Source organism: Paenibacillus nasutitermitis, from assembly GCF_014641075.1.
Classification (GTDB): Bacteria; Bacillota; Bacilli; order Paenibacillales; family Paenibacillaceae; genus Paenibacillus_Z; species Paenibacillus_Z nasutitermitis.
Genome location: NZ_BMHP01000002.1, coordinates 1491007 through 1509435, shown reverse-complemented (window position 1 = coordinate 1509435; position 18429 = coordinate 1491007). Strand labels below are relative to the sequence as shown.

At 50.6% G+C, this 18429-nt stretch carries 19 protein-coding genes and 1 other RNA gene; 16 read left to right on the top strand and 4 right to left on the bottom strand.

The genetic code is table 11. The features are described from left to right. Nucleotides 1-80: 80 nt before the first annotated feature. The 4 genes from IEY46_RS17070 (at nt 81) to IEY46_RS17055 (ending at nt 3177) form a co-directional block, all read left to right on the top strand. Nucleotides 81-431, top strand: a complete 351-nt coding sequence (locus IEY46_RS17070; RefSeq protein WP_229750336.1) for a hypothetical protein — start codon at nt 81-83, stop codon at nt 429-431. 26 nt (nt 432-457) lie between these two features. Further along, nucleotides 458-1537, top strand: coding sequence for a tetraprenyl-beta-curcumene synthase family protein (locus IEY46_RS17065; protein ID WP_188993150.1), 1080 nt, complete (start codon nt 458-460; stop codon nt 1535-1537). A 39-nt stretch (nt 1538-1576) separates the two neighbouring features. Further along, nucleotides 1577-2545, top strand: coding sequence for a 6-phosphofructokinase (pfkA, locus tag IEY46_RS17060; protein WP_188993149.1), 969 nt, complete (start codon nt 1577-1579; stop codon nt 2543-2545). A 95-nt stretch (nt 2546-2640) separates the two neighbouring features. Next, nucleotides 2641-3177: an NADPH-dependent FMN reductase gene (locus tag IEY46_RS17055; protein WP_188993148.1), complete on the top strand. Its 537-nt coding sequence runs from the start codon at nt 2641-2643 to the stop codon at nt 3175-3177. Between the two features lie 90 nt (nt 3178-3267). Here IEY46_RS17055 and IEY46_RS17050 read toward each other — a convergent pair whose 3' ends face one another. From IEY46_RS17050 to IEY46_RS17040, 3 genes are all read right to left on the bottom strand, one after another. Further along, a complete protein-coding gene (locus IEY46_RS17050) occupies nt 3268-4479 on the bottom strand; it encodes a putative glycoside hydrolase (protein WP_188993147.1) in 1212 nt (403 codons plus the stop codon). Between the two features lie 163 nt (nt 4480-4642). Then, nucleotides 4643-4837, bottom strand: coding sequence for a hypothetical protein (locus tag IEY46_RS17045; RefSeq protein WP_188993146.1), 195 nt, complete (start codon nt 4835-4837; stop codon nt 4643-4645). A gap of 168 nt (nt 4838-5005) precedes the next feature. After that, nucleotides 5006-5863: a YitT family protein gene (locus IEY46_RS17040; RefSeq protein ID WP_188993145.1), complete on the bottom strand. Its 858-nt coding sequence runs from the start codon at nt 5861-5863 to the stop codon at nt 5006-5008. A gap of 139 nt (nt 5864-6002) precedes the next feature. On the opposite strand from IEY46_RS17040, the gene cshA reads away from it, so the two are divergent. From cshA to IEY46_RS17020, 4 genes are all read left to right on the top strand, one after another. Continuing rightward, a complete protein-coding gene (gene cshA, locus IEY46_RS17035) occupies nt 6003-7589 on the top strand; it encodes a degradosome RNA helicase CshA (RefSeq protein ID WP_188993144.1) in 1587 nt (528 codons plus the stop codon). A gap of 274 nt (nt 7590-7863) precedes the next feature. Continuing rightward, complete coding sequence (locus IEY46_RS17030) at nt 7864-8631, top strand: YesL family protein (RefSeq protein ID WP_188993143.1); 768 nt, start codon at nt 7864-7866, stop codon at nt 8629-8631. 66 nt (nt 8632-8697) lie between these two features. Further along, nucleotides 8698-8881: non-coding RNA, 6S RNA (ssrS, locus tag IEY46_RS17025), on the top strand. Between the two features lie 94 nt (nt 8882-8975). After that, on the top strand, nt 8976-9368 hold the full coding sequence (locus IEY46_RS17020; protein WP_188993142.1) for a DUF1499 domain-containing protein: 393 nt from the start codon (nt 8976-8978) through the stop codon (nt 9366-9368). 95 nt (nt 9369-9463) lie between these two features. Here the strand turns inward: IEY46_RS17020 and tpx are convergent, their stop codons facing one another. Beyond that, a complete protein-coding gene (gene tpx, locus IEY46_RS17015) occupies nt 9464-9982 on the bottom strand; it encodes a thiol peroxidase (protein WP_188993141.1) in 519 nt (172 codons plus the stop codon). Nucleotides 9983-10083: 101 nt separating this feature from the next. Here tpx and IEY46_RS17010 point away from each other — a divergent pair, with 101 nt between their 5' ends. The 8 genes from IEY46_RS17010 to IEY46_RS16975 all read left to right on the top strand — a co-directional run bounded on the left by IEY46_RS17010 (nt 10084) and on the right by IEY46_RS16975 (nt 18416). Then, nucleotides 10084-10695, top strand: a complete 612-nt coding sequence (locus IEY46_RS17010) for a rhomboid family intramembrane serine protease (protein WP_188993140.1) — start codon at nt 10084-10086, stop codon at nt 10693-10695. Between the two features lie 34 nt (nt 10696-10729). Then, nucleotides 10730-11629, top strand: a complete 900-nt coding sequence (gltC, locus tag IEY46_RS17005; protein ID WP_188993139.1) for a glutamate biosynthesis transcriptional regulator GltC — start codon at nt 10730-10732, stop codon at nt 11627-11629. Between the two features lie 268 nt (nt 11630-11897). Beyond that, nucleotides 11898-13748 carry a peptidoglycan D,D-transpeptidase FtsI family protein gene (locus tag IEY46_RS17000; protein WP_188993138.1) on the top strand — a complete coding sequence of 617 codons (1851 nt, stop codon included), beginning with the start codon at nt 11898-11900 and terminating at the stop codon, nt 13746-13748. A gap of 257 nt (nt 13749-14005) precedes the next feature. Beyond that, the gene (locus IEY46_RS16995) at nt 14006-14638 is read left to right on the top strand and encodes an HD-GYP domain-containing protein (protein WP_229750335.1); all 633 of its coding nucleotides are present in this window, start codon (nt 14006-14008) and stop codon (nt 14636-14638) included. A 207-nt stretch (nt 14639-14845) separates the two neighbouring features. Further along, the gene (locus IEY46_RS16990; RefSeq protein ID WP_188993137.1) at nt 14846-15898 is read left to right on the top strand and encodes a protein-glutamate methylesterase/protein-glutamine glutaminase; all 1053 of its coding nucleotides are present in this window, start codon (nt 14846-14848) and stop codon (nt 15896-15898) included. 66 nt (nt 15899-15964) lie between these two features. Beyond that, nucleotides 15965-16402, top strand: a complete 438-nt coding sequence (locus IEY46_RS16985; protein ID WP_188993136.1) for a chemotaxis protein CheW — start codon at nt 15965-15967, stop codon at nt 16400-16402. A 70-nt stretch (nt 16403-16472) separates the two neighbouring features. Then, the gene (locus IEY46_RS16980) at nt 16473-16718 is read left to right on the top strand and encodes a hypothetical protein (protein ID WP_188993135.1); all 246 of its coding nucleotides are present in this window, start codon (nt 16473-16475) and stop codon (nt 16716-16718) included. A gap of 102 nt (nt 16719-16820) precedes the next feature. Then, the gene (locus IEY46_RS16975) at nt 16821-18416 is read left to right on the top strand and encodes a methyl-accepting chemotaxis protein (protein WP_188993134.1); all 1596 of its coding nucleotides are present in this window, start codon (nt 16821-16823) and stop codon (nt 18414-18416) included. The last annotated feature ends 13 nt before the right edge of the window (nt 18417-18429 follow it).

Below are 18429 nucleotides of genomic sequence, written 5' to 3'. Positions count from 1 at the left end.
GATTCTCTTGTAAATAAAGATCGCTTCCAAGTGGTGGAAACGAGCGGCACGAACATGTTTTCGCGCTGGATTTGTGCGTTATGAAATGGTACATTATTGGTTGGAGGTTATCTATTGTGGATGACATTTTTAGATGGAATGAACGCCTTGGTATTGCGCTGCCGGAACTGCAACAGGAATGGGAAGGCTATAGTGAACAAGTGCGCGCAGCCATAGTTACCCAATGGGAAATCATTCGCGGTACGATCCCGGATCGTGTTTTTGCTTATGAACGTTTAATTCATGTGAAACAGGCGGAGTTGTTCGAGGAAGAAGATTTCGAGACTTCATGCTGCATTAATTCAGAAATTGCTGAGCTTGCCAGCCGGATTAATGATCTTCACATCTGGTACCGCATCAATCAGGAGATTGAACCACGGCGCCATTCCTGAAGATAGGTTCAAGGGGGAGCGCTGTTATGAAGAGGTTAGCGCACGCTCGTTATGTTCCGACAACACCAGTGACTCTTATGTACCGGGTGTATAAATATGTTCTTCCGGAGGTCCGGGAGGAACTTGGACGGCTGAGAGCGATCGCCGAGCGGATACCTGATGACGAGCTGCGCACACAGGCGCTTGACAGCATGAATGGCAAGCAGTTCCACTGCGAAGGCGGAGGGATTTATGCGGCCGCCAATCCGCGTCAGCGGCATCTGTTGATTCCGCTCATCGTGGCGCTTCAGACGATCAGCGATTACCTCGATAATTTATGTGACCGCAGCACATCGCAGGATGAGCAGGATTTCCGGCTCTTGCACCAGTCGATGCTGGATGCCGTTATCCCTGGGGCTCCCTTGCGCGATTATTATGCGAAGCGAAGCGAACGGGAGGATGGCGGTTATCTGCACGAACTGGTGCGGACCTGCCAGCGATGCGTCAGAGAGCTTCCTTCCTATGACAGCGTACAGGCTCTCGTTTCCGAACTGGTCGGACTCTATGGCGATTTGCAGGTGTACAAGCATATTGTCCGCAGCCGCCGTGAACCGGAGCTGCTTGCGTGGTGGGAGAAACACAGAAATAAGGTTCCCCATTTGCAGTGGAACGAGTTTGCGGCTGCGACAGGTTCTACGCTGGGCATGTTTATGTTGTTTCTGGCAGCCTCTGAGAAAGGACTGGCGGTATCCGATGCCAGATTGATCAGGGATGCTTATTTTCCTCATGTCTGCGGGCTTCATATCATGCTGGATTATTTAATCGATCAGGAGGAAGACCGGGCCGGCGGGGATCTGAACTTCTGTAATTATTATGCGGATCAAGCACAGCTGGTGGAGAGAATCGGCGAGATTGCACGGTGTGCACGCCAAGATGTGCGGACGCTTCCGGGCAGCAGGTTTCATGCTATGGTTATTGAAGGGCTGCTTGCTTTGTACCTGTCAGACCCGAAGGTGCGGGAGCAGACCGATGTACGTCGCGTTTCCAAACATCTGATGAGACGAAGTCCGCTTACCCGGTTATTCTTCTGGGGAAACAGTGTCTGGATCAGAATGCGGCAAACTTAAGATACAGATAGAAAAGAAATAGCTGGAGGAGTGGATGAAATGTCATCAGTCAAGTCAATTGCAGTTCTGACGAGCGGTGGAGATTCCCAGGGGATGAATGCGGCGGTTCGCGCCGTAGTAAGAAGCGCATTGTATCACGGCCTGGAGGTATACGGGGTGCAGCGCGGCTATCAAGGGCTGCTGAATAATGATCTCCGGCAGATGGACCTGCGCAGTGTAGGCGATATTATTCAACGCGGCGGAACCATTTTGCAAACAGCACGCTGCAAAGAGTTTTTAAGTCCCGAAGGCCAGCAGCAGGGGGCGGATGTTCTGCGCGACCGCGGAATCGATGGTCTTGTCGTGATTGGCGGCGACGGTTCCTACCAAGGGGCCAATAAGCTGAGCAAGCTTGGAATAAAAACAATGGCGCTCCCGGGCACTATTGATAATGACATCCCGTTCACCGATTTCACCATCGGCTTCGATACGGCAGTAAGCATCGTAGTGGATGCCATTAATAAGCTTCGCGATACGATGACCTCGCATGAGCGTTCGTCGATTGTGGAAGTCATGGGCCGCCGCTGCGGAGATATTGCCTTGTTCGCGGGACTTGCCAGCGGCGCGGAAACCATCATTGTGCCAGAGGTGCCTTTTGATATCGATCTGGTGGCTAACCGGATGAAAGATAATTTCCATTCGGGCAAGCGCCACAGTATTATAGTCGTTGCCGAAGGCGCCAGCACGGGAGATGAGATCGGCCGGGGGCTAATGGAGCGTTGCGATGTAGATCCGCGCGTCACCGTGCTTGGACATGTTCAAAGAGGGGGCAATCCTACCCATAACGACCGGATACTGGCCAGCCAACTGGGCGATTTTGCAGTTCGCATGCTGATGGAGGGCAAATCGGGCAAAGGCTGCGGCATCATCCGCGGCGAGTTGACCTTAACGGATATTGAGAAGGTTGTGAATACGAAGAAGCCCTTTAATATGGAACTGTATAATTTGGCCCTGCGTCTGTCTTTGTAAGGCTTGGTCGAAAATTGCCTGCGGAACCGTGTTCAGGTTTCCTTAAGTACCCCGGCATCAGATAAAGTCATCATCTATTAAGGGGAACAACTCATATGAAAATAGTTATTCTTGCGGGGAGTACCCGGATGGGAGCTACAAGTACCCGGGCTGCAAGCTATGCAGCCAGATTGATAGAAGAACAGGGTCATGAGGTCACGATGGTTGACCTGCACACGCACCGTCTTCCGCTCTATTGCTCCGACGATGAGATTCAGCCTGATGAAGTTCTTTCCTTGCGTCAGGCTGTTCTGGAAGCCAATGCGGTCGTGCTCAGCACGCCCGAATACCATGGCAGCATCTCCGGCGCGCTGAAGAATGCCCTCGATTTCCTCAGCTCGGAGCAGTTTGACAGCAAGCCGGTCCTCTCTATCAGCTCGGCCGGCGGAGCGGTAGGCGTCAATTCGCTGCAGCATCTGCAAACGATCGTCCGCAATGTCCATGGGATCAACTGTCCGGAGTGGATCTCGCTTGGCGGCGTACAGCGGGAGTTTGACGCTGACGGCGTTCCTGTAACGCAAGGCGTTCAGCTGCGCATTCATCATGCCGTCCACTATTTCCTGGAGCTTGCGGCGAAGCTGCTTAAGGAATAGCTGCAAAGAATAGAATCCCGCACCCGCAGAAAAGCCTTGCAAGCGACTGGCAAACGCCAGTCCTGCAAGGCTTTTCTGTGTGAAACGGGTTTATTTGTAATCGACGCCTGTGGTGTATTTATTGCCGGCATTCCAGAGGAGAAACTCATCGACTCCAGTGTCGTGAAGCGCCTTGATCTGAGCCTGCACTTGTTCCTTGCCGTATTTGACATAATGGCCTTTGCCCAGCCAGCTTGCGGTGAAATCCTGAATCCAGGGGCGGATAACAGGTTTATAAGAACCGATGGGATCCAGTTTCTTATGCGTATCGATCATGGAGCCTTTAATGACTGCGTAAGGATCTTTGTCGGGATCCTTCACATCGAACCAGCCCGTGCTGTAATGGCTCGGATATACCATGGGGCAGATGACGTCCACATGCTTGGATATTTTGACAAAGTCCTGACCGATTCCTTCCGCAGCGGGAACGGATGCAGCATATCCGAATATATCTACAGATACCCGGACCCCTAGAGGCTCCAGCTCGGCCTTGGCATATTTGATAAACTCGGCGATCGTATCCACGCGGCTAACCTCATTGTGCGTGAATACGAGGGAGTCGGCCTTGTTCTCAAACCCTTCGGGAAAACGCACATAATCAAACTGGATTTCTTTAAAGCCAAGCTTTGCGGCTTCTTTAGCGGCTTCAATGTTATAATCCCAAACTTCTTTCCGGTAAGGATTAACAAATCCGTCCCCTTTGCCATTCTTCCATACCGTTCCGTCCTTCTTGCGGAAGGAAAGCTCGGGATGCTTCGCGGCAAGCGCCGTATCCTTAAAAACAACGATCCGGCCGATAGGGTAAACCTTATGCTTCTCAAGTCGTTCCATCAATGCCTTTATATCGTGGATATACTTCTTGGACGTGCCCAGCTTCAGCAGCGCCGCATTGTCCGTAGGGTATGTAATATAGCCGACATCGTCCTTCAGGTCGATGACCATACTGTTCAGATCGGTGTCATCCAGCAGTTTAAGCAGCGTCTCCATGCGGGCTCCGCCGGCACTATGGGCGGTTACATAAATGCCCTTGACCTTGGGGGCATCCGGCTGAGGATCTTTTTTCTCCAGCACGGTTCCGTTGGTGCTTGTTCCAGTAGAGCTTGGCGGTGTCTGCTGTCCTGTTCCACCAGGCTGTGCATGGGCCTCGGCAGTGAACAAAGTCGTAAGCAAATGGTTGGTGGAGGCGCTCTCTTTCCCCGGTTGCGCCGCTCCCCCGGATATCACATGGAAAAGTAACAAAAAGACTGAAATAATGGCATCCATAGTACAACGCTCCCTACTAGACTTAGTGCCTTTAATTATAAATCAGTTTTAAAAACAGGCACAGAGGTTTTTTGTAGAATATAAAGCAATCGGGCAAGATCTAATCGGATCTGAGACAAAAAAAAGGCGGGAACGTATAAATACGTTCCCGCGCTGTCTGTCGTCAATGCAAAAATACAGCTTTTTGATGCTCGCAAATACTGTGCTGTACGATTTCCATCGCATCTCCCGGCTCCAATAATGACAATCCATCCCGGAGCACAATATTCAAATTCAATTCCCGCTCCGTGAGAAAAGGCACTAGCTCTGGAACCAGCTTTTCCACAATCATCAACAGTTTGACCGTTTCCATGTCCATCAAGCATCACCCTTTCATCGTAATGGAGGGCAAAAACGTATGGCAAGATTCAAATCTGCGGGGTAGCATTATTATAACAGCAGCGAACATAAAAACCTAGGGGTTCACGTAAAATTCCATATTTGCGTATATTGCGGAAGAAGCAGGATGGGCATTGGATAACCCTGCTCAGGTCCTGCGGAAATCTCCCATAATTCCCACGGTTTCGACAATATTTACGAAGGCGGCGGGATCCGATTTCCGGATAATTTGCTGCAGCTGAGGCAGCTCGAAGCGCGTGGTCACGGTCATCAGCATATCCCTCTCCGCGTCCGTGTAGCCCCCGCGGGTACGGATCACGGTAACTCCGCGCTGCAGCGGCAGCAGTTCCTTGCGCAGCTCCTGTGCGTTGTTGGTAATAATGAACGCAGTGATTTTCACATAACGGATGTGGATCAGATCAATCATTTTACCTGAGGTGAAAATGGAAATCAGGGAGTAGAGGGCTACGTTCCAGTCCCCCGTAAGTAAACCCAGTGCAATAATGATGCTGCCGTTCATGGCGAAAATTAGCATGCCGATCGACAGGTCTCGTTTACGTGTCAAAACAGTGGCAACGATATCGAAACCTCCCGTTGAAGCCCCTTCCCGCAAGGAAAGTCCGCTGCCGAAGCCGACGACGACCCCGCCGAAGACAGCGCCAAGCAATAGATCGTCCACGACCGGCTGGGCGGGGATCAGTTGTATCGCAAGGGTTGTTGTTAGGACCGAGAAGATGCTCCAGCCGACAAACCGGAGTCCAAGAACCTTCAGGCCCCAGAGCAGGACAGGTATATTCAGCACCAAATAAAGCCAGCCTATATTCAAGCCAGTCGCATAGCCGACAATCATCGTAATGCCTGATATGCCTCCGCTGATCATCTTCAACGGAATGAGCAGCTGATTGAAGCCAAAGGCAATTAAGGTGGAGCTTAAAAGCATGACAAGGGTTGTCTGCAGCCTCTTTAACAGGGATATCTCCTCCTGACTGCATGCGCTCGGCGGCATGATTATGAGCCGCTGCCGGCTTTGGCGTAAAGTACAATTAGTATGTGTACTTTTGACTAGCTGGTATTCATGCAAGATGTTGTGCTATAATGAACTGTATATTTTCTGTAGAGTGCAGATAGAAGGAGATTGAAAAAGTTTGAAAACATTTGCTGAATTCGGCTTGGAACCTAAAGTTTTGCAAGCCATCACGGAGCTCGGATTTGAAGAATCCACTCCCATCCAATCCAAAGCCATTCCAATTGCGCTGACCGGTACCGATTTGATCGGTCAAGCTCAGACAGGAACGGGCAAAACGGCCGCTTTCGGAATCCCGCTCGTTAACAAGATTCCGGTAACCGAAGAGCGTATCGTCGCATTAATCATGACCCCGACCCGCGAGCTTGCGATTCAAGTTTCGGAAGAGATCGGAAAGCTTACCCGTTACAAAGGTCTTCGTTCGCTGCCGATTTATGGCGGACAAGAGATCGGTAGACAAATTCGCTCCTTGAAGAAAAGGCCTCAAATCATTATCGGAACACCTGGACGGTTGCTTGACCATATTAACCGCAAAACCATCAAGCTTGACGACGTGCAAACGGTTGTGCTGGATGAAGCGGATGAAATGCTCGACATGGGCTTTATGGAGGATATCACCTCGATCCTCTCGCTGGTTCCGGAGAACCGTCACACCATGCTGTTCTCAGCCACGATGCCGCATAATATTCAGCGGCTGGCGCAGCAATTCCTCAAAAATCCCGAGCATGTGTCGGTAATCCCGACCCAAATCAGCGCACCGCTGATCGAGCAGGCTTATATTGAAGTTCATGAACGTCAGAAGTTTGACGCGCTGAGCCGCCTGCTGGATATGGAATCGCCTGAGCTTGCGATTATTTTCGGACGCACCAAACGCCGGGTGGATGAGCTCAGCGAAGCTCTCCAAAAACGCGGTTATTCCGCAGACGGCCTGCACGGGGACCTGTCGCAGAACCAGCGCGACAATGTTATGCGCAAATTCCGTGACGGCAGCATCGACGTGCTTGTGGCAACGGACGTTGCTGCGCGCGGACTTGATGTGTCTGGCGTATCGCATGTCATCAATTTCGATTTGCCGCAGGATCCGGAGAGCTATGTTCACCGTATCGGCCGTACAGGCCGCGCAGGCAAAGAAGGTACAGCCTGGTCATTCGTCACTCCACGTGAAATCGACCATTTGCATTTCATCGAGAAAGTGACGCGCCACAAGATCGCGAAGAAGCCGCTGCCTAGCATTGCGGAAGCGATTGAAGGCAAACAGCGCGTGACGGCTGAGCGTATTCTTGAATTCGTCGAAAGTGATTCCATTAATGAATTCAAAGCCATTACCATTCAGCTTCTCGAACAATATGATTCCGTGAATCTGCTCGCAGCCGCAATCAAGCTGATTACGGGCGAAAAGAAGGATATCAGCATCGAGCTGACTCCGGAAGATCCGATTCGCGCGAAAAAACGCAGACCTGATGTCCGTTCAAGCGGACGCCGTTTCTCCGGCGGACCATTTGGCGGAGGCAATCGTTCCGGCAGCGGTCCACGCAGCAGCGGAAGCCGCAGCGGCGACAGCCGTGGCGGTTACGGCGGACGCAGTGGCGGAAGCAGCAGCTACAACCGCAGCGATCGTGACGGACAAGGCAGCAGAGGCTCTTCGCAAGGACGCAGCAGCGACACCCGTCGTTCGCGTCAATCTTCGGAGGATTTCAACCGCAATTAAAGATGTAACCGGGGCTATCCGTATAGCCGAGCAATCGGCGGATTGCCCCGGTTTTCTTCAATTGCAATGCTGTTCTGGTCATACGCAATACCCGCCAACAAGGACAGCCTGGAATGAAATATTGGCGGATAGGGGCATTATGTAATATAGTTAGAGAATAATGAAATCGCTTGCTGAACGCGTTTCAACAGAAATGAGAGCGCCCGGCTTTTAGCGAAAGGACACGCATTCTCTTTTTTTTCTAAAAAAGCGCCTTAGGGGGATTCAGGCAATCATGGAAATGAGAGGCTTAATGGGCGGGCTGTACAAGATTTCGGAATGGATTATGAGACTATCGGTGACGAATGTATTATGGATTGTATGTTCGATTCCGTATATTTTCTTGATTTTTCCGGTCATTATGGCTCAAAATACCGATCAATTTTTGAGCAGTGTTATCTTGTCGAGCATTATAGCTCCTTTTACGCTATTTCCGGCGACGGCGGCGATGTTCGGCGTTGCCCGCAAATGGGTGATGGGCGAGGTGGATGTGCCGCTTCTGCGTACTTTTTTCCGGAATTATAAGGAAAGCTACCTGCAGAGCATGATTGGCGGCATCCTTTATGTGATTTTGTTCGCGATTCTGATTGTTGACTTCCAGGTCTACTTGAAAGAATTAGCGAAATTCCAGCTTGTATCGTATTTGTTTATTGCGATTATAGCCCTGCTTGCCGTTTCCTTGTTTAACTTCTTCTCGATGATTGTCCATTACCATATGAAGACGTTTCAACTGCTGAAGAATGCCGTTTTGCTGACAATCGGGCGTCCTTTCCGCTCCCTGTCCACTGCGGTAATGTGCGGTCTGGTCGTGTATATCAGCTTCAGCTCACCCAAGCTGATGTTCCTGGTGCCTTTCTTCACGGGCAGCATCGTAGCGGCGATATCCTTCTGGGGTTTTTATCAGATCTATACGAAGCTGCAGCTTCAGGCCGAGAAGGCTGCCGAAGCCGAGGCTGAAGCAGAGCTTATGAACCTCAATGAAGAAGTGAAAAAAGACAGCTGACAAGGCGGTGCCTTAATTGGCAGCAGCTGACGTTTACTTTTTAATTAAAAACCTCTATAATAAACGTACATCCTGCTTTTGCTCGTTACGGCTTTACGTTGTTTTGAACCAATGGCTGTTTCCCGGGAGACCTATATCGGAACGTGGCTGACATGCCCTCGAAAAGGGACCTCAAAAACGTTTCTGCGGACACCCACCTGCGAGAGCGGGTTCAGAAGCAAGCGGGTCGGACGGCATTAGCGGGTTTTTCGAAACAAGAAAAGGGGGCAACCCCTTTTTTTTATTGTGAGCTTTATGCTATGATAATTGTTAGCATACATAGACGTTAGAGGGGGAGATCACCTTTGTTGAAGCGAACCCTGATAGGGTTGCTGCGCAGTCATGAATTGACTGGCGATAAAGCGAAAGATCCATTGCTAAAATCCCATTTTTACAAGCTGTCGAAGGATAAGGCATGGGAGGAAGTTGTCTCCTTATTGAAGAAGATGCAGGGGTACAAAGTACTGCATGAAGTCGTATCTGTCGGAGAGATTGTTCTGGAGAAACGTACCATGACAGGGCGGACGATGGATATTACCGTATCGGTAATCGGTGTAAATCCCGTCATCTCCGCTGTTGATATCTATTCGGCTTCACGGGGTTCGCTCGGCGATCTAGGCTCCAACTATCGGACGATACTCGATATTTACCGAACCATTGATAAGAAGCTTGCAGCTTATAAAACGTCCGGCATATAAACAAAAAGCGAGGAAGGTTTAAGTGAACCTTCTCTCGCTTTTGTTGTGAATTGGCGTACGATCCGAAACGTTCGGCGCCCTCGCCCGTATGTAACTTATACGAGAGCTTTTACCGCTTCCAGTGCAAGTTCGTAATTCGGATGCTCGGTCATTTCGCCCAGCACTTCAACATATTGAATCGTGTCGTTGCTGTCGATGACGAAGATGCTGCGGAAATCCAGGTGAAGATCTTTAATCAGCACGCCGTAGGCTTCGCCGAAGTTGTTGTTTTTGTAGTCGGACAACATGACCACATTCTCAACACCGGCAGCTCCGCACCAGCGTGCCTGGGCAAACGGAAGATCGGCGCTGACGGTAAGCACGACCACGTTATCACCAAGTTTGCCGGCCTCTTCGTTAAAACGGCGCGTTTGCGCATCGCATACGCCGGTATCAATGGACGGTACGACGCTGACGAGCTTGATTTTGCCGGCGAAATCTTTCAATGAAACGACATCCACCAATGATTTGTTCAGTTGAAAATCAGGCGCTTGATCACCTTTTTTCAGTTCAGGGCCGATCAGTGTTAGCGGGTTACCTTTGAGGGTAGCCACACCTGTGCGTTCTTGAGCCATTGGAAAACGTCCTCCTCCTGAAAAAATTGTATGTTATAGAACAAATTTATTATAATCGTAATGAATTGCAGTTGTCCAATTTACGGGAAAGAGGGTTAGGGATGATCTTTCTACGATATGAAAGCTTTCGCGGTTATTTACGGATGTATCCGGTCACGGCGATCATTATTGCCCTGAACCTGCTGGTTTTTCTGATTGATGAGCTTAGCGGAAACCATGCGCTGCTCAATGGGGGCATTTTTTACAGTTACCCTGACGAGAATTATTTTTCCCTTGAGGAGCCTTGGCGTTATGTGACGGCGGTTTTTTTACATTTGGGCTTTCAGCATCTGTTTTTTAATATGTTTGCAGTTCTGATTTTTGCGCCGCCGCTGGAGAAGATGCTGGGACATGTCCGTTATCTGGTTTTCTATCTGATCAGCGGGATCATCGGCAACCTGTTCAGCGCCATTGCGGAAGCAGAAACGGCGGGTGCGGGCGCGTCAGGTGCGATATACGGCATCTATGGGGCGTATCTGTATTTGGCCCTTATGAAAAAATCACTGGATGATGCATCCCGCAAGACGGTATATATGATTTTGATATTTGGACTGGTGTACTCCGTATTTGTACCGGGAATCGGCCTATGGGCCCATGTAGGCGGACTGTTTGCAGGGTTCGTTATGGCTTATGCATTTGACTGGTATTTGATAAATAAAAGAAAACGCCATTGAGCACGGACGGGAACGTAAGAGAAGAGGGGAAATCATGGAGCTTCGACAGCTGCATTATTTTGTGAAGGTAGCCAAGAAAGAACATGTGACACAAGCGGCGGAAGAGCTGCATGTCGCGCAATCGGCGGTAAGCCGGCAAATCCATCAACTGGAGCAGGAGCTCGGTGCAAAGCTGTTTCTGCAAAAGGGACGCAATCTGCAATTGACTCCGGTTGGGGCATTATTCCTGAAAAGAGCCGAAGTGATTTTAGCCGATTTGGAACGGGCTGTTTCGGATGTGCATGAATTTCTTGATCCCGAGAAAGGCGAGATCAGGCTTGGTTTTCCGCATAGTCTCGGGTTTTCACTGATTCCCGAAATCGTCTCGACATTTCGGAAGCTGCATCCCAATGTCACATTCAGGTTCAAACAGGGCATGTATCCTTCCCTCATCCGTGATGTGATCAAAGGAGAGGTTGATTTATCCTTCGTATCGCCATTTCCCGAGCAGCATGGGCATGTGACCGGGGAAACAGTACTGACAGAGGAACTGTTCGCCATTCTTCCGCCCAATCATCATCTGGCCGGGGAAGATGCCATTGATTTAATCCAGTTGAAGGAAGATAATTTTGTGCTCTTCAGCCAGGGTTATTCTTTGCGACCAATTGTCTGGGATGCCTGCCGGGAAGCGGGCTTTACGCCCAATATCGGATTTGAAGGGGAAGAGACCGATACTATCCGCGGATTAGTCGCGGCCGGGATGGGGGTCAGTCTGCTGCCGGAGATGGCCCTCTATCCTTCCGGCCCGCTGCAGCCGGTCAAGGTTCGGGTAAAGTCTCCACAAATAACGAGAACCATCGGTCTCATTTACCGATCCAACGAGAAGCTTCCTTTGGTGGCTAAGGCATTTCAAAGCTTTTTGCTCGATTATTTCAGCTGCAAGGGGATTAAATAAGCAGATCCAAGGAAAGTCCACTGTACACTGTGCAGCGGGCTTTTTTTTATCCCGATATTCGCGCTATGCACGGAAGGCCAGGCCATCCTGTATGGACAATTGGCTGTCGTAGGCGGATTCTCTTTGCCAGGATGCATTGACGTTCATGCTGCTGTCTGCTCGCGTGGGATGAAATGCGAGAGAGAAGGAGATAATAGAGCAGAGAATATTGGTGCATGCAAAGGTGGATAGGGGAGCTTGCAGTCACTTCAATAGGAGGGAACAGCCGATGCATGAAAGGGAACGCCGGAGGAACAGGAACCGGCGTGTTTTTATCGTTCTCCTGGGTATGAGCGCCGTGCTCGCGGTTTATATATTACGGCTTGCCTGGCTCCAGCTCACGCCTGGTGCGCCGGCGCTAAGCCGAAGCATCAACTGGAAGCGGGAAGCTGTGGCACAGCGGGAGCGCGGTCTAATGCTGGACAGCGGCCGCGGTGATTTTGTTGACCGCAGTGGAATAGCAGTGACCGGCGAATCTTATCAGGGGTTGGCTGTATTCCCCCTGCAGGCAGGTGCGCGGAATCAAGGACAACAGGGATACGATTTTGCCAAGCTGGCTTCCGCATTAGGCATCGAGGCCCGGGAGCTTCAGCAATGGATGGAGAAATTGAAGGCGCCGGCATTCTGGCAGGCGCAAGGGGAAACAGCGCCGCACAAGCTGAGCAAGCGGCAGCAGGAGGCGATTGCTCAGCTGCGCTTGGACGGCGTGCGGGTTCTGCCTTACCGCAACCGCTATCCCTCCTATTTCCATGCCAAGCATGTCATCGGCTACATCAGCCAACATCCTGAACTGCTTCAGACCCGTTACGAGCGTGAGCTTTCCGAGCGGAAAATGAAGCTGACTGACAGAGTCGGCGGCGCAGGTCTGGAAAAATCGCTGGACGGGCTGCTGCGGGGGGCCGGGGCGACCTCCGTCTCCTATTTCACCGATGGATCGGACAAGCCGCTTAAAGGACTGGACATCCGTCTGACCGGTCCGGACAATCCCTATTATCCGTTGAAAATTGTTACGACGCTTGATCTGCCGCTGCAAAATAAAATCGAAGCCTATATGGATGCCCAAGGTCTCGTTGAAGGAGCGGTTGTCGTACTGGATGCGGGGACGGGCGATATTGTAGCCATGGCATCGCGCCCTAAGCTTGCGCCTGCATCCTTGAAGGCTGCTGGTAGCGATATGGCCAACCATGCGGTCAGGGCTGCCACTCCAGGTTCGATATTCAAGCTGGTTACCGCCGCAGCCGCACTTGAAGCGGGTCTGACACGAGAACGGGAGCAATTCGAATGCGATGGCGATTATGGCCGGTATGGGCTCCACTGCTGGAAAGAAGGAGGACATGGCCGGATCACGCTTCACGAGGCATTGGCTCAATCCTGCAACATCGTATTTGCGACTATAGCCGAGCGTCTGACACCTGCCCAGCTTGCAGTCACAGCGGATAAGCTGGGTATCGGCCGCAAAATAGGCTGGTATTATCCACAGCCCTTTTCTCCTTTGGGGAAACCTTTACGGCTGCTTCCGGAGGAGGAGGCGGGGACCATTTTCAACCCGTTTCCGACGCGAAAGGACGGAGGTCAGCTGGCACAAAGCGGAATCGGCCAAAGGGATGTGACGCTATCGCCTTTGCAGGCGGCAAACCTTATCGTAACGCTGCTTCATGGTGGAAGAGTTGCTGAGCCGCGGCTGGTCAGTGAAATCCGTTATGCCAATGGGCAAGTGATGGCTGCTCTCCCCCGCAGGTATGCTCCTTCCCGTTACGGAGGGATTTCCCGAAGGACAGCAAATGCTCTTTTGAGCGGCATGGAGGCAGTTGTAACCGTTGGAACAGGTCATTCGATCCAGAAAGGCGTTTGGCAGGTAGCGGGGAAATCCGGCACTGCTGAGACGCTAAGAACAGGTGTGAAAAGGAACAATCAATGGTTCACAGGCTATGGACCCCTCCAGTCTCCACGTTATACGGTAGCTGTGCTGGCTGAGAACCGTTCGCCCGAATCTCCAAATCAGGCAACTGTTTTGTTCCGCGGCATTATGGACATTCTGGCCGAAGAAACTACCTTACAACAAGACACGGGGAAGGGTTAAGGTCAAGGTGGTGACATGAACGGACAGAAACTGATCCCGACCGCTCAAACCGTAAGCAGGACCCTAGCCAGGCGTTTGTTTATTGTATTTCTAGTTCCAGTAAAATAATGGTTATGAAACTTGTGAGACTTCGGTTATATTTAATATAAAAAATATCGTCCTAAAGTCTTACTTATTTAAATTTTGTCGCATTTGATCTTAGCTCTAATGAAATTACCGGAAATTTTACTACACGACAGACAAGGATGGTGTGTAGCATGAAGTCTATTTATGAGACGGATCGGGATTGGGAAGTCCGTCAACGTATGATGGCTGGAACGACACATTGGATGAATTCGCTGGAGATCAAAAGTCCGGATACTTATCAGCACAGCGTGAGAGTAGCTTTTTTGGCTGAGAAATTTGCTCATGCGCTGCAGATGGATATTAAGGACAAAGAGATGTTGATGAGAGGATGCTTCCTGCACGATATTGGCAAGCTGTTCGTTCCAGCGCGTATTTTGGATCAGGAAGGGCCATTAACGGAGCAGCAGTGGAAGATTGTCAGGCTTCATCCGGAGCTTGGAGCAGAGCTGCTGCTGGACCAGGTTTACATAGAGCAAGGCATCAATGATATCGTCTTGTACCATCATGAACGCTGGGACGGAACCGGTTACCCCAGCGGGCTGAAGGGAGAGCAAATTCCCGTTCCGGCGAGAATTTGTGCCGTTCTCGATGCGTTCGACTGTATGCTCACGCGTCCATACAGGGAGCCGCTTACATTTGAAGAAGCGGAGAGGGAGCTGGCGCTGTATAAGAATACCCAGTTTGACGGGGAAATCGTAGATCGGTTCCTGTCCCTTTCCGAGGAAATGTCCGACCTTTATTATTTTTTTCGTAAGCGTTCCTGATCAGCAGGGAAAACAGCGATTCATAATCCAGTATATAACAGAAGTAACGCTGGGAATAGCGGAAAAAAATACATTGACAAAGAGAGTTATGAGGAAGTAAATTAGAATCAAACGCCAAATTCGACAAAATTCAACAATTTTCGCATATGATAAAATAGCTCGCCACGATGCATATTTAGAACGTACATTCATGAATGGGGTGAGGCTATGGCTATTAAAGTTTTGGTTGTCGACGATTCAGCTTTCATGCGCAGCATGATCAGCAATTATATTAATGAAGATGACGAGCTTGAGGTGATCGGGACAGCCCGAAATGGCATGCAGGCCATCGAGCTGACAAAACAGCTAAGTCCGGATGTCATCACCCTTGATGTTGAAATGCCTGTGATGAATGGTTTGGAGGCTCTGCAGCGGATTATGGCGGAGAAGCCGACACCTGTCCTGATGCTCAGCTCACTGACGGAATCGGGAGCCATGGAAACGATTGCCGCGCTTGAGCAAGGCGCGGTAGATTTTATCCATAAGCCATCAGGCTCGTTATCGATGGATTTGTTCAAAGTGAAAGAAGAAATCAGAGAGAAAATTAAAACAGCTCACAGTATTCCTTCCCGCCAATTGCAAATCATGCGAATTAAACCTTCCGTTACACAACACAGTCCCAAGCGTCCCGTTACTGGCAAGAAGATCGAGCATATTATTGCTGTCGGCGTGTCTACAGGCGGCCCTCAGGCGCTCCAGGTTCTGCTTGGCAATTTTCCAGCGGACTTCCCACACCCGATCGTGATCGTCCAGCATATGCCTGCGCCGTTTACAGCTTCCCTGGCCAACCGGCTGAATCAAAGCTGTCCCTTGACAGTGGAAGAAGCCAGGCATGACTCCCCCTTGGAAGGTGGAACCGCTTACATTTCACCGGGAGATCATCATCTAAACCTGGTTGAAAGCAGCACAGGCTACCGTCTTATGCTCCACCAGCAGTCTCGAAAAGGAAGACATATGCCATCCGTAGATGAGCTGTTCACCTCCGTCACCACGCTTGAGAAACTCAAGCGGCATTTCGTGCTGATGACGGGCATGGGCAATGATGGCGCGGAAGCGATGGCTGTCGCCAAAGCGGCCGGGGCTGCAACCACGATCGCCCAATCCAAGGAATCCTGCGTTGTATTTGGCATGCCGCGTGCGGCAATCGAAACGGAAGCGGTTGATTATGTGCTCCCGCCCGCAGCAATTGCCTCCAAATTAAGGGAGGTGACTCGCCGTTAGCTTCCTGGTCCAGATACCGTTATATGGAAGTTTGTCTTTCATCTTACCTCATGGATTGGAGCCCCTATGATGCAAGCGCTCGCCGAGCAGTATGTTGAATTTGAATTGCGCGATGAAAACTACGCCGTAAACATTTCCGCTATCCATGAAATTATCCGGTTGCCACCCATTACCGAAGTCCCCAACAGCGCTGCTTATGTTAAGGGCATCATTAATTTAAGAGGCAATATCATACCCATTATCCGTTTAAGCTCCATATTTGATATCGAAGAAAGCCCTGCAAGCAAAGCGACCCGCATTCTGGTCGTTAATTATGGACAGGAATTTGTCGGCTTAATCGTGGACCGGGTCGTCCAGGTAGCCAGGTTTACGAGCATTCAGCCTCCTCCCGGGCAAGGTGACGACGAGAGCGGCGCTTTTGTTGGAGGCATCGGGATTTCCTCGACAGGTCTGGTAGGCATCCTGAGATTGGATATGCTGATCAAGGAAAAGGCCGGGGTCTAGGCGAGAGGAGAGATAACCGCCAAAGGGAAAAGCAAAGACGATCCGTGTTCAGGTTGAGCATCTGGAATACATGATGAACCTGGTTGGAGAGCTGGTCATTGCCCAGACACGACTTCAACCGCTGGAAAAGGCTTATTACCAAAGGGCTGGCGCGGACGGATCTGTGAGCGAATTTGACGGATTATCCGATCATTTGAATCTTACGATCACCAAGCTGCAGGAAAATGCAATGAAAGTCAGAATGCTTCCCATCGCAGCTTTATTGGCAGGGTTGATGGGATTTCGGGCGCCACGATATTGGGAAGCGGGCAAGTAGGATTAATCGTAGATATGGGAGGGATTATTAGCAGAACGGCTGCAAGTGTTTAACGGACATAAACGGAAAGAAACCATTAAACTCATCGAGGTGGCAGACATTATGAAATGGTTTTATAACTTAAAGACGAGCGTTAAGCTGATTTTAGCTTTTCTGATTATTGCTTGCATTCTGGCTTTTGTCGGTATTTACGGTTTAAATAATCTTAATAAATTCAACAGCAATCTCAAAGAGATGTACAACGATAATCTGGTGCCGGTTACCTATTTGCTGGAGTCCAAGTCCGATGTGAACGAAATCCGCAAGCTGGCCCGCGAATTTTATATTGAGCGGGACCCCGGACAAAAAGAAAAAAATAATGAAGATTTCAAGCGGGTCAAGCAAAACGTAACGAATCACCTCGCTTTATTCGGCGAGGCGGTAATGAGCGAGGAATCGCACAAAGCGCTTCAGCCGATGCTGGAAGCCTGGAGCGCCTATTCGGAAGGCATCGAGGAATTGATCAAGGTTTCGCTGGCAGGGCGCAACGATGAGGTGCTCGTAATTCTACGGGGCGATCTCAAATCCAAAGCGGATACGATGGAGAGCCTGATTGTGAAACTCGTGGACATCAATGTGTCCGATGCGTCCAAAGCCAATAAGAATAATGAACATATGTATATCCAATCCCGCAATCTGACGTTTGGGATTGTACTCGCGGCCGTGCTGCTCAGTATTATTTTTGGTTATTACATCGCACGGATAATTGCGAACCCGCTGAATAAACTGGTCTTGGTTGTGGGCAAGGTGGCTGTCGGGGACCTGAGAGAGAAAAATAATATTCAAACCAAGGACGAGGTCGGCAAGCTTGCCTCCGCAGTAAATGACATGGTGGATAATCTGCGGCAGATCGTCGGCAGCATCACATCTTCATCGCATAGCGTGGCTGCGGCTGCCCAGCAAATTTCGGCCAGTACAGAGGAAATTGCCGATGGCACCACGAATCAGGCAAGCGCTGCGCTCAGCATCAACGAGCTGTTTGTGGAGTTGTCGGCAGCCATTCATTCCGTCGCCCAGAACACCGAGCAGGCTGCGGAGCTGTCGGATGATACCATGAAGCTGGCGCGGGAGGGAAGCGAGGTTGTCAGCTCATCGATGGACAGTATGCAGGCGGTCAGCTCCCAGATGGCGCGTCTGGAGGAGGATTCACAGAAGATTGGGGAGATCATTGAGGTGATCGAGGATATAGCCGATCAGACGAATCTGTTGGCTCTTAACGCTGCGATCGAAGCTGCCCGGGCTGGAGAACAGGGACGCGGCTTCGCGGTCGTTGCCGATGAGGTGCGCAAGCTCGCAGAGCGAAGCGGGGATGCCACCAAGCAGATTGCAGGCATTATTAAAGGCATGCAGGAAAATACGAGGAAAAGCGTCACGGCTGTCCATTCCAGCTCCAGTCTGTCCCAACAGACCGGCGAATCCTTCCGTAAAATCGCGTTAATGGTCGATCAAGCCGGCCAAAAGGTTTCCGAGATTGCGGCTGCAAGCCAGGAGCAGGCTGCACAGGCATCGACCGTGCTTTCGGCAGTGGAAAACATATCAGCCGTCACGGAAGAAGCAGCTGCCAGCAGCGAGGAAACCGCGGCAACCGCACAATCTCTCTCCCAATTGGCGGAGGAACTGCAAAGCTCCATCGAGGTCTTTATTTTGGATGAAAAATAAAAAATGAGCAAAA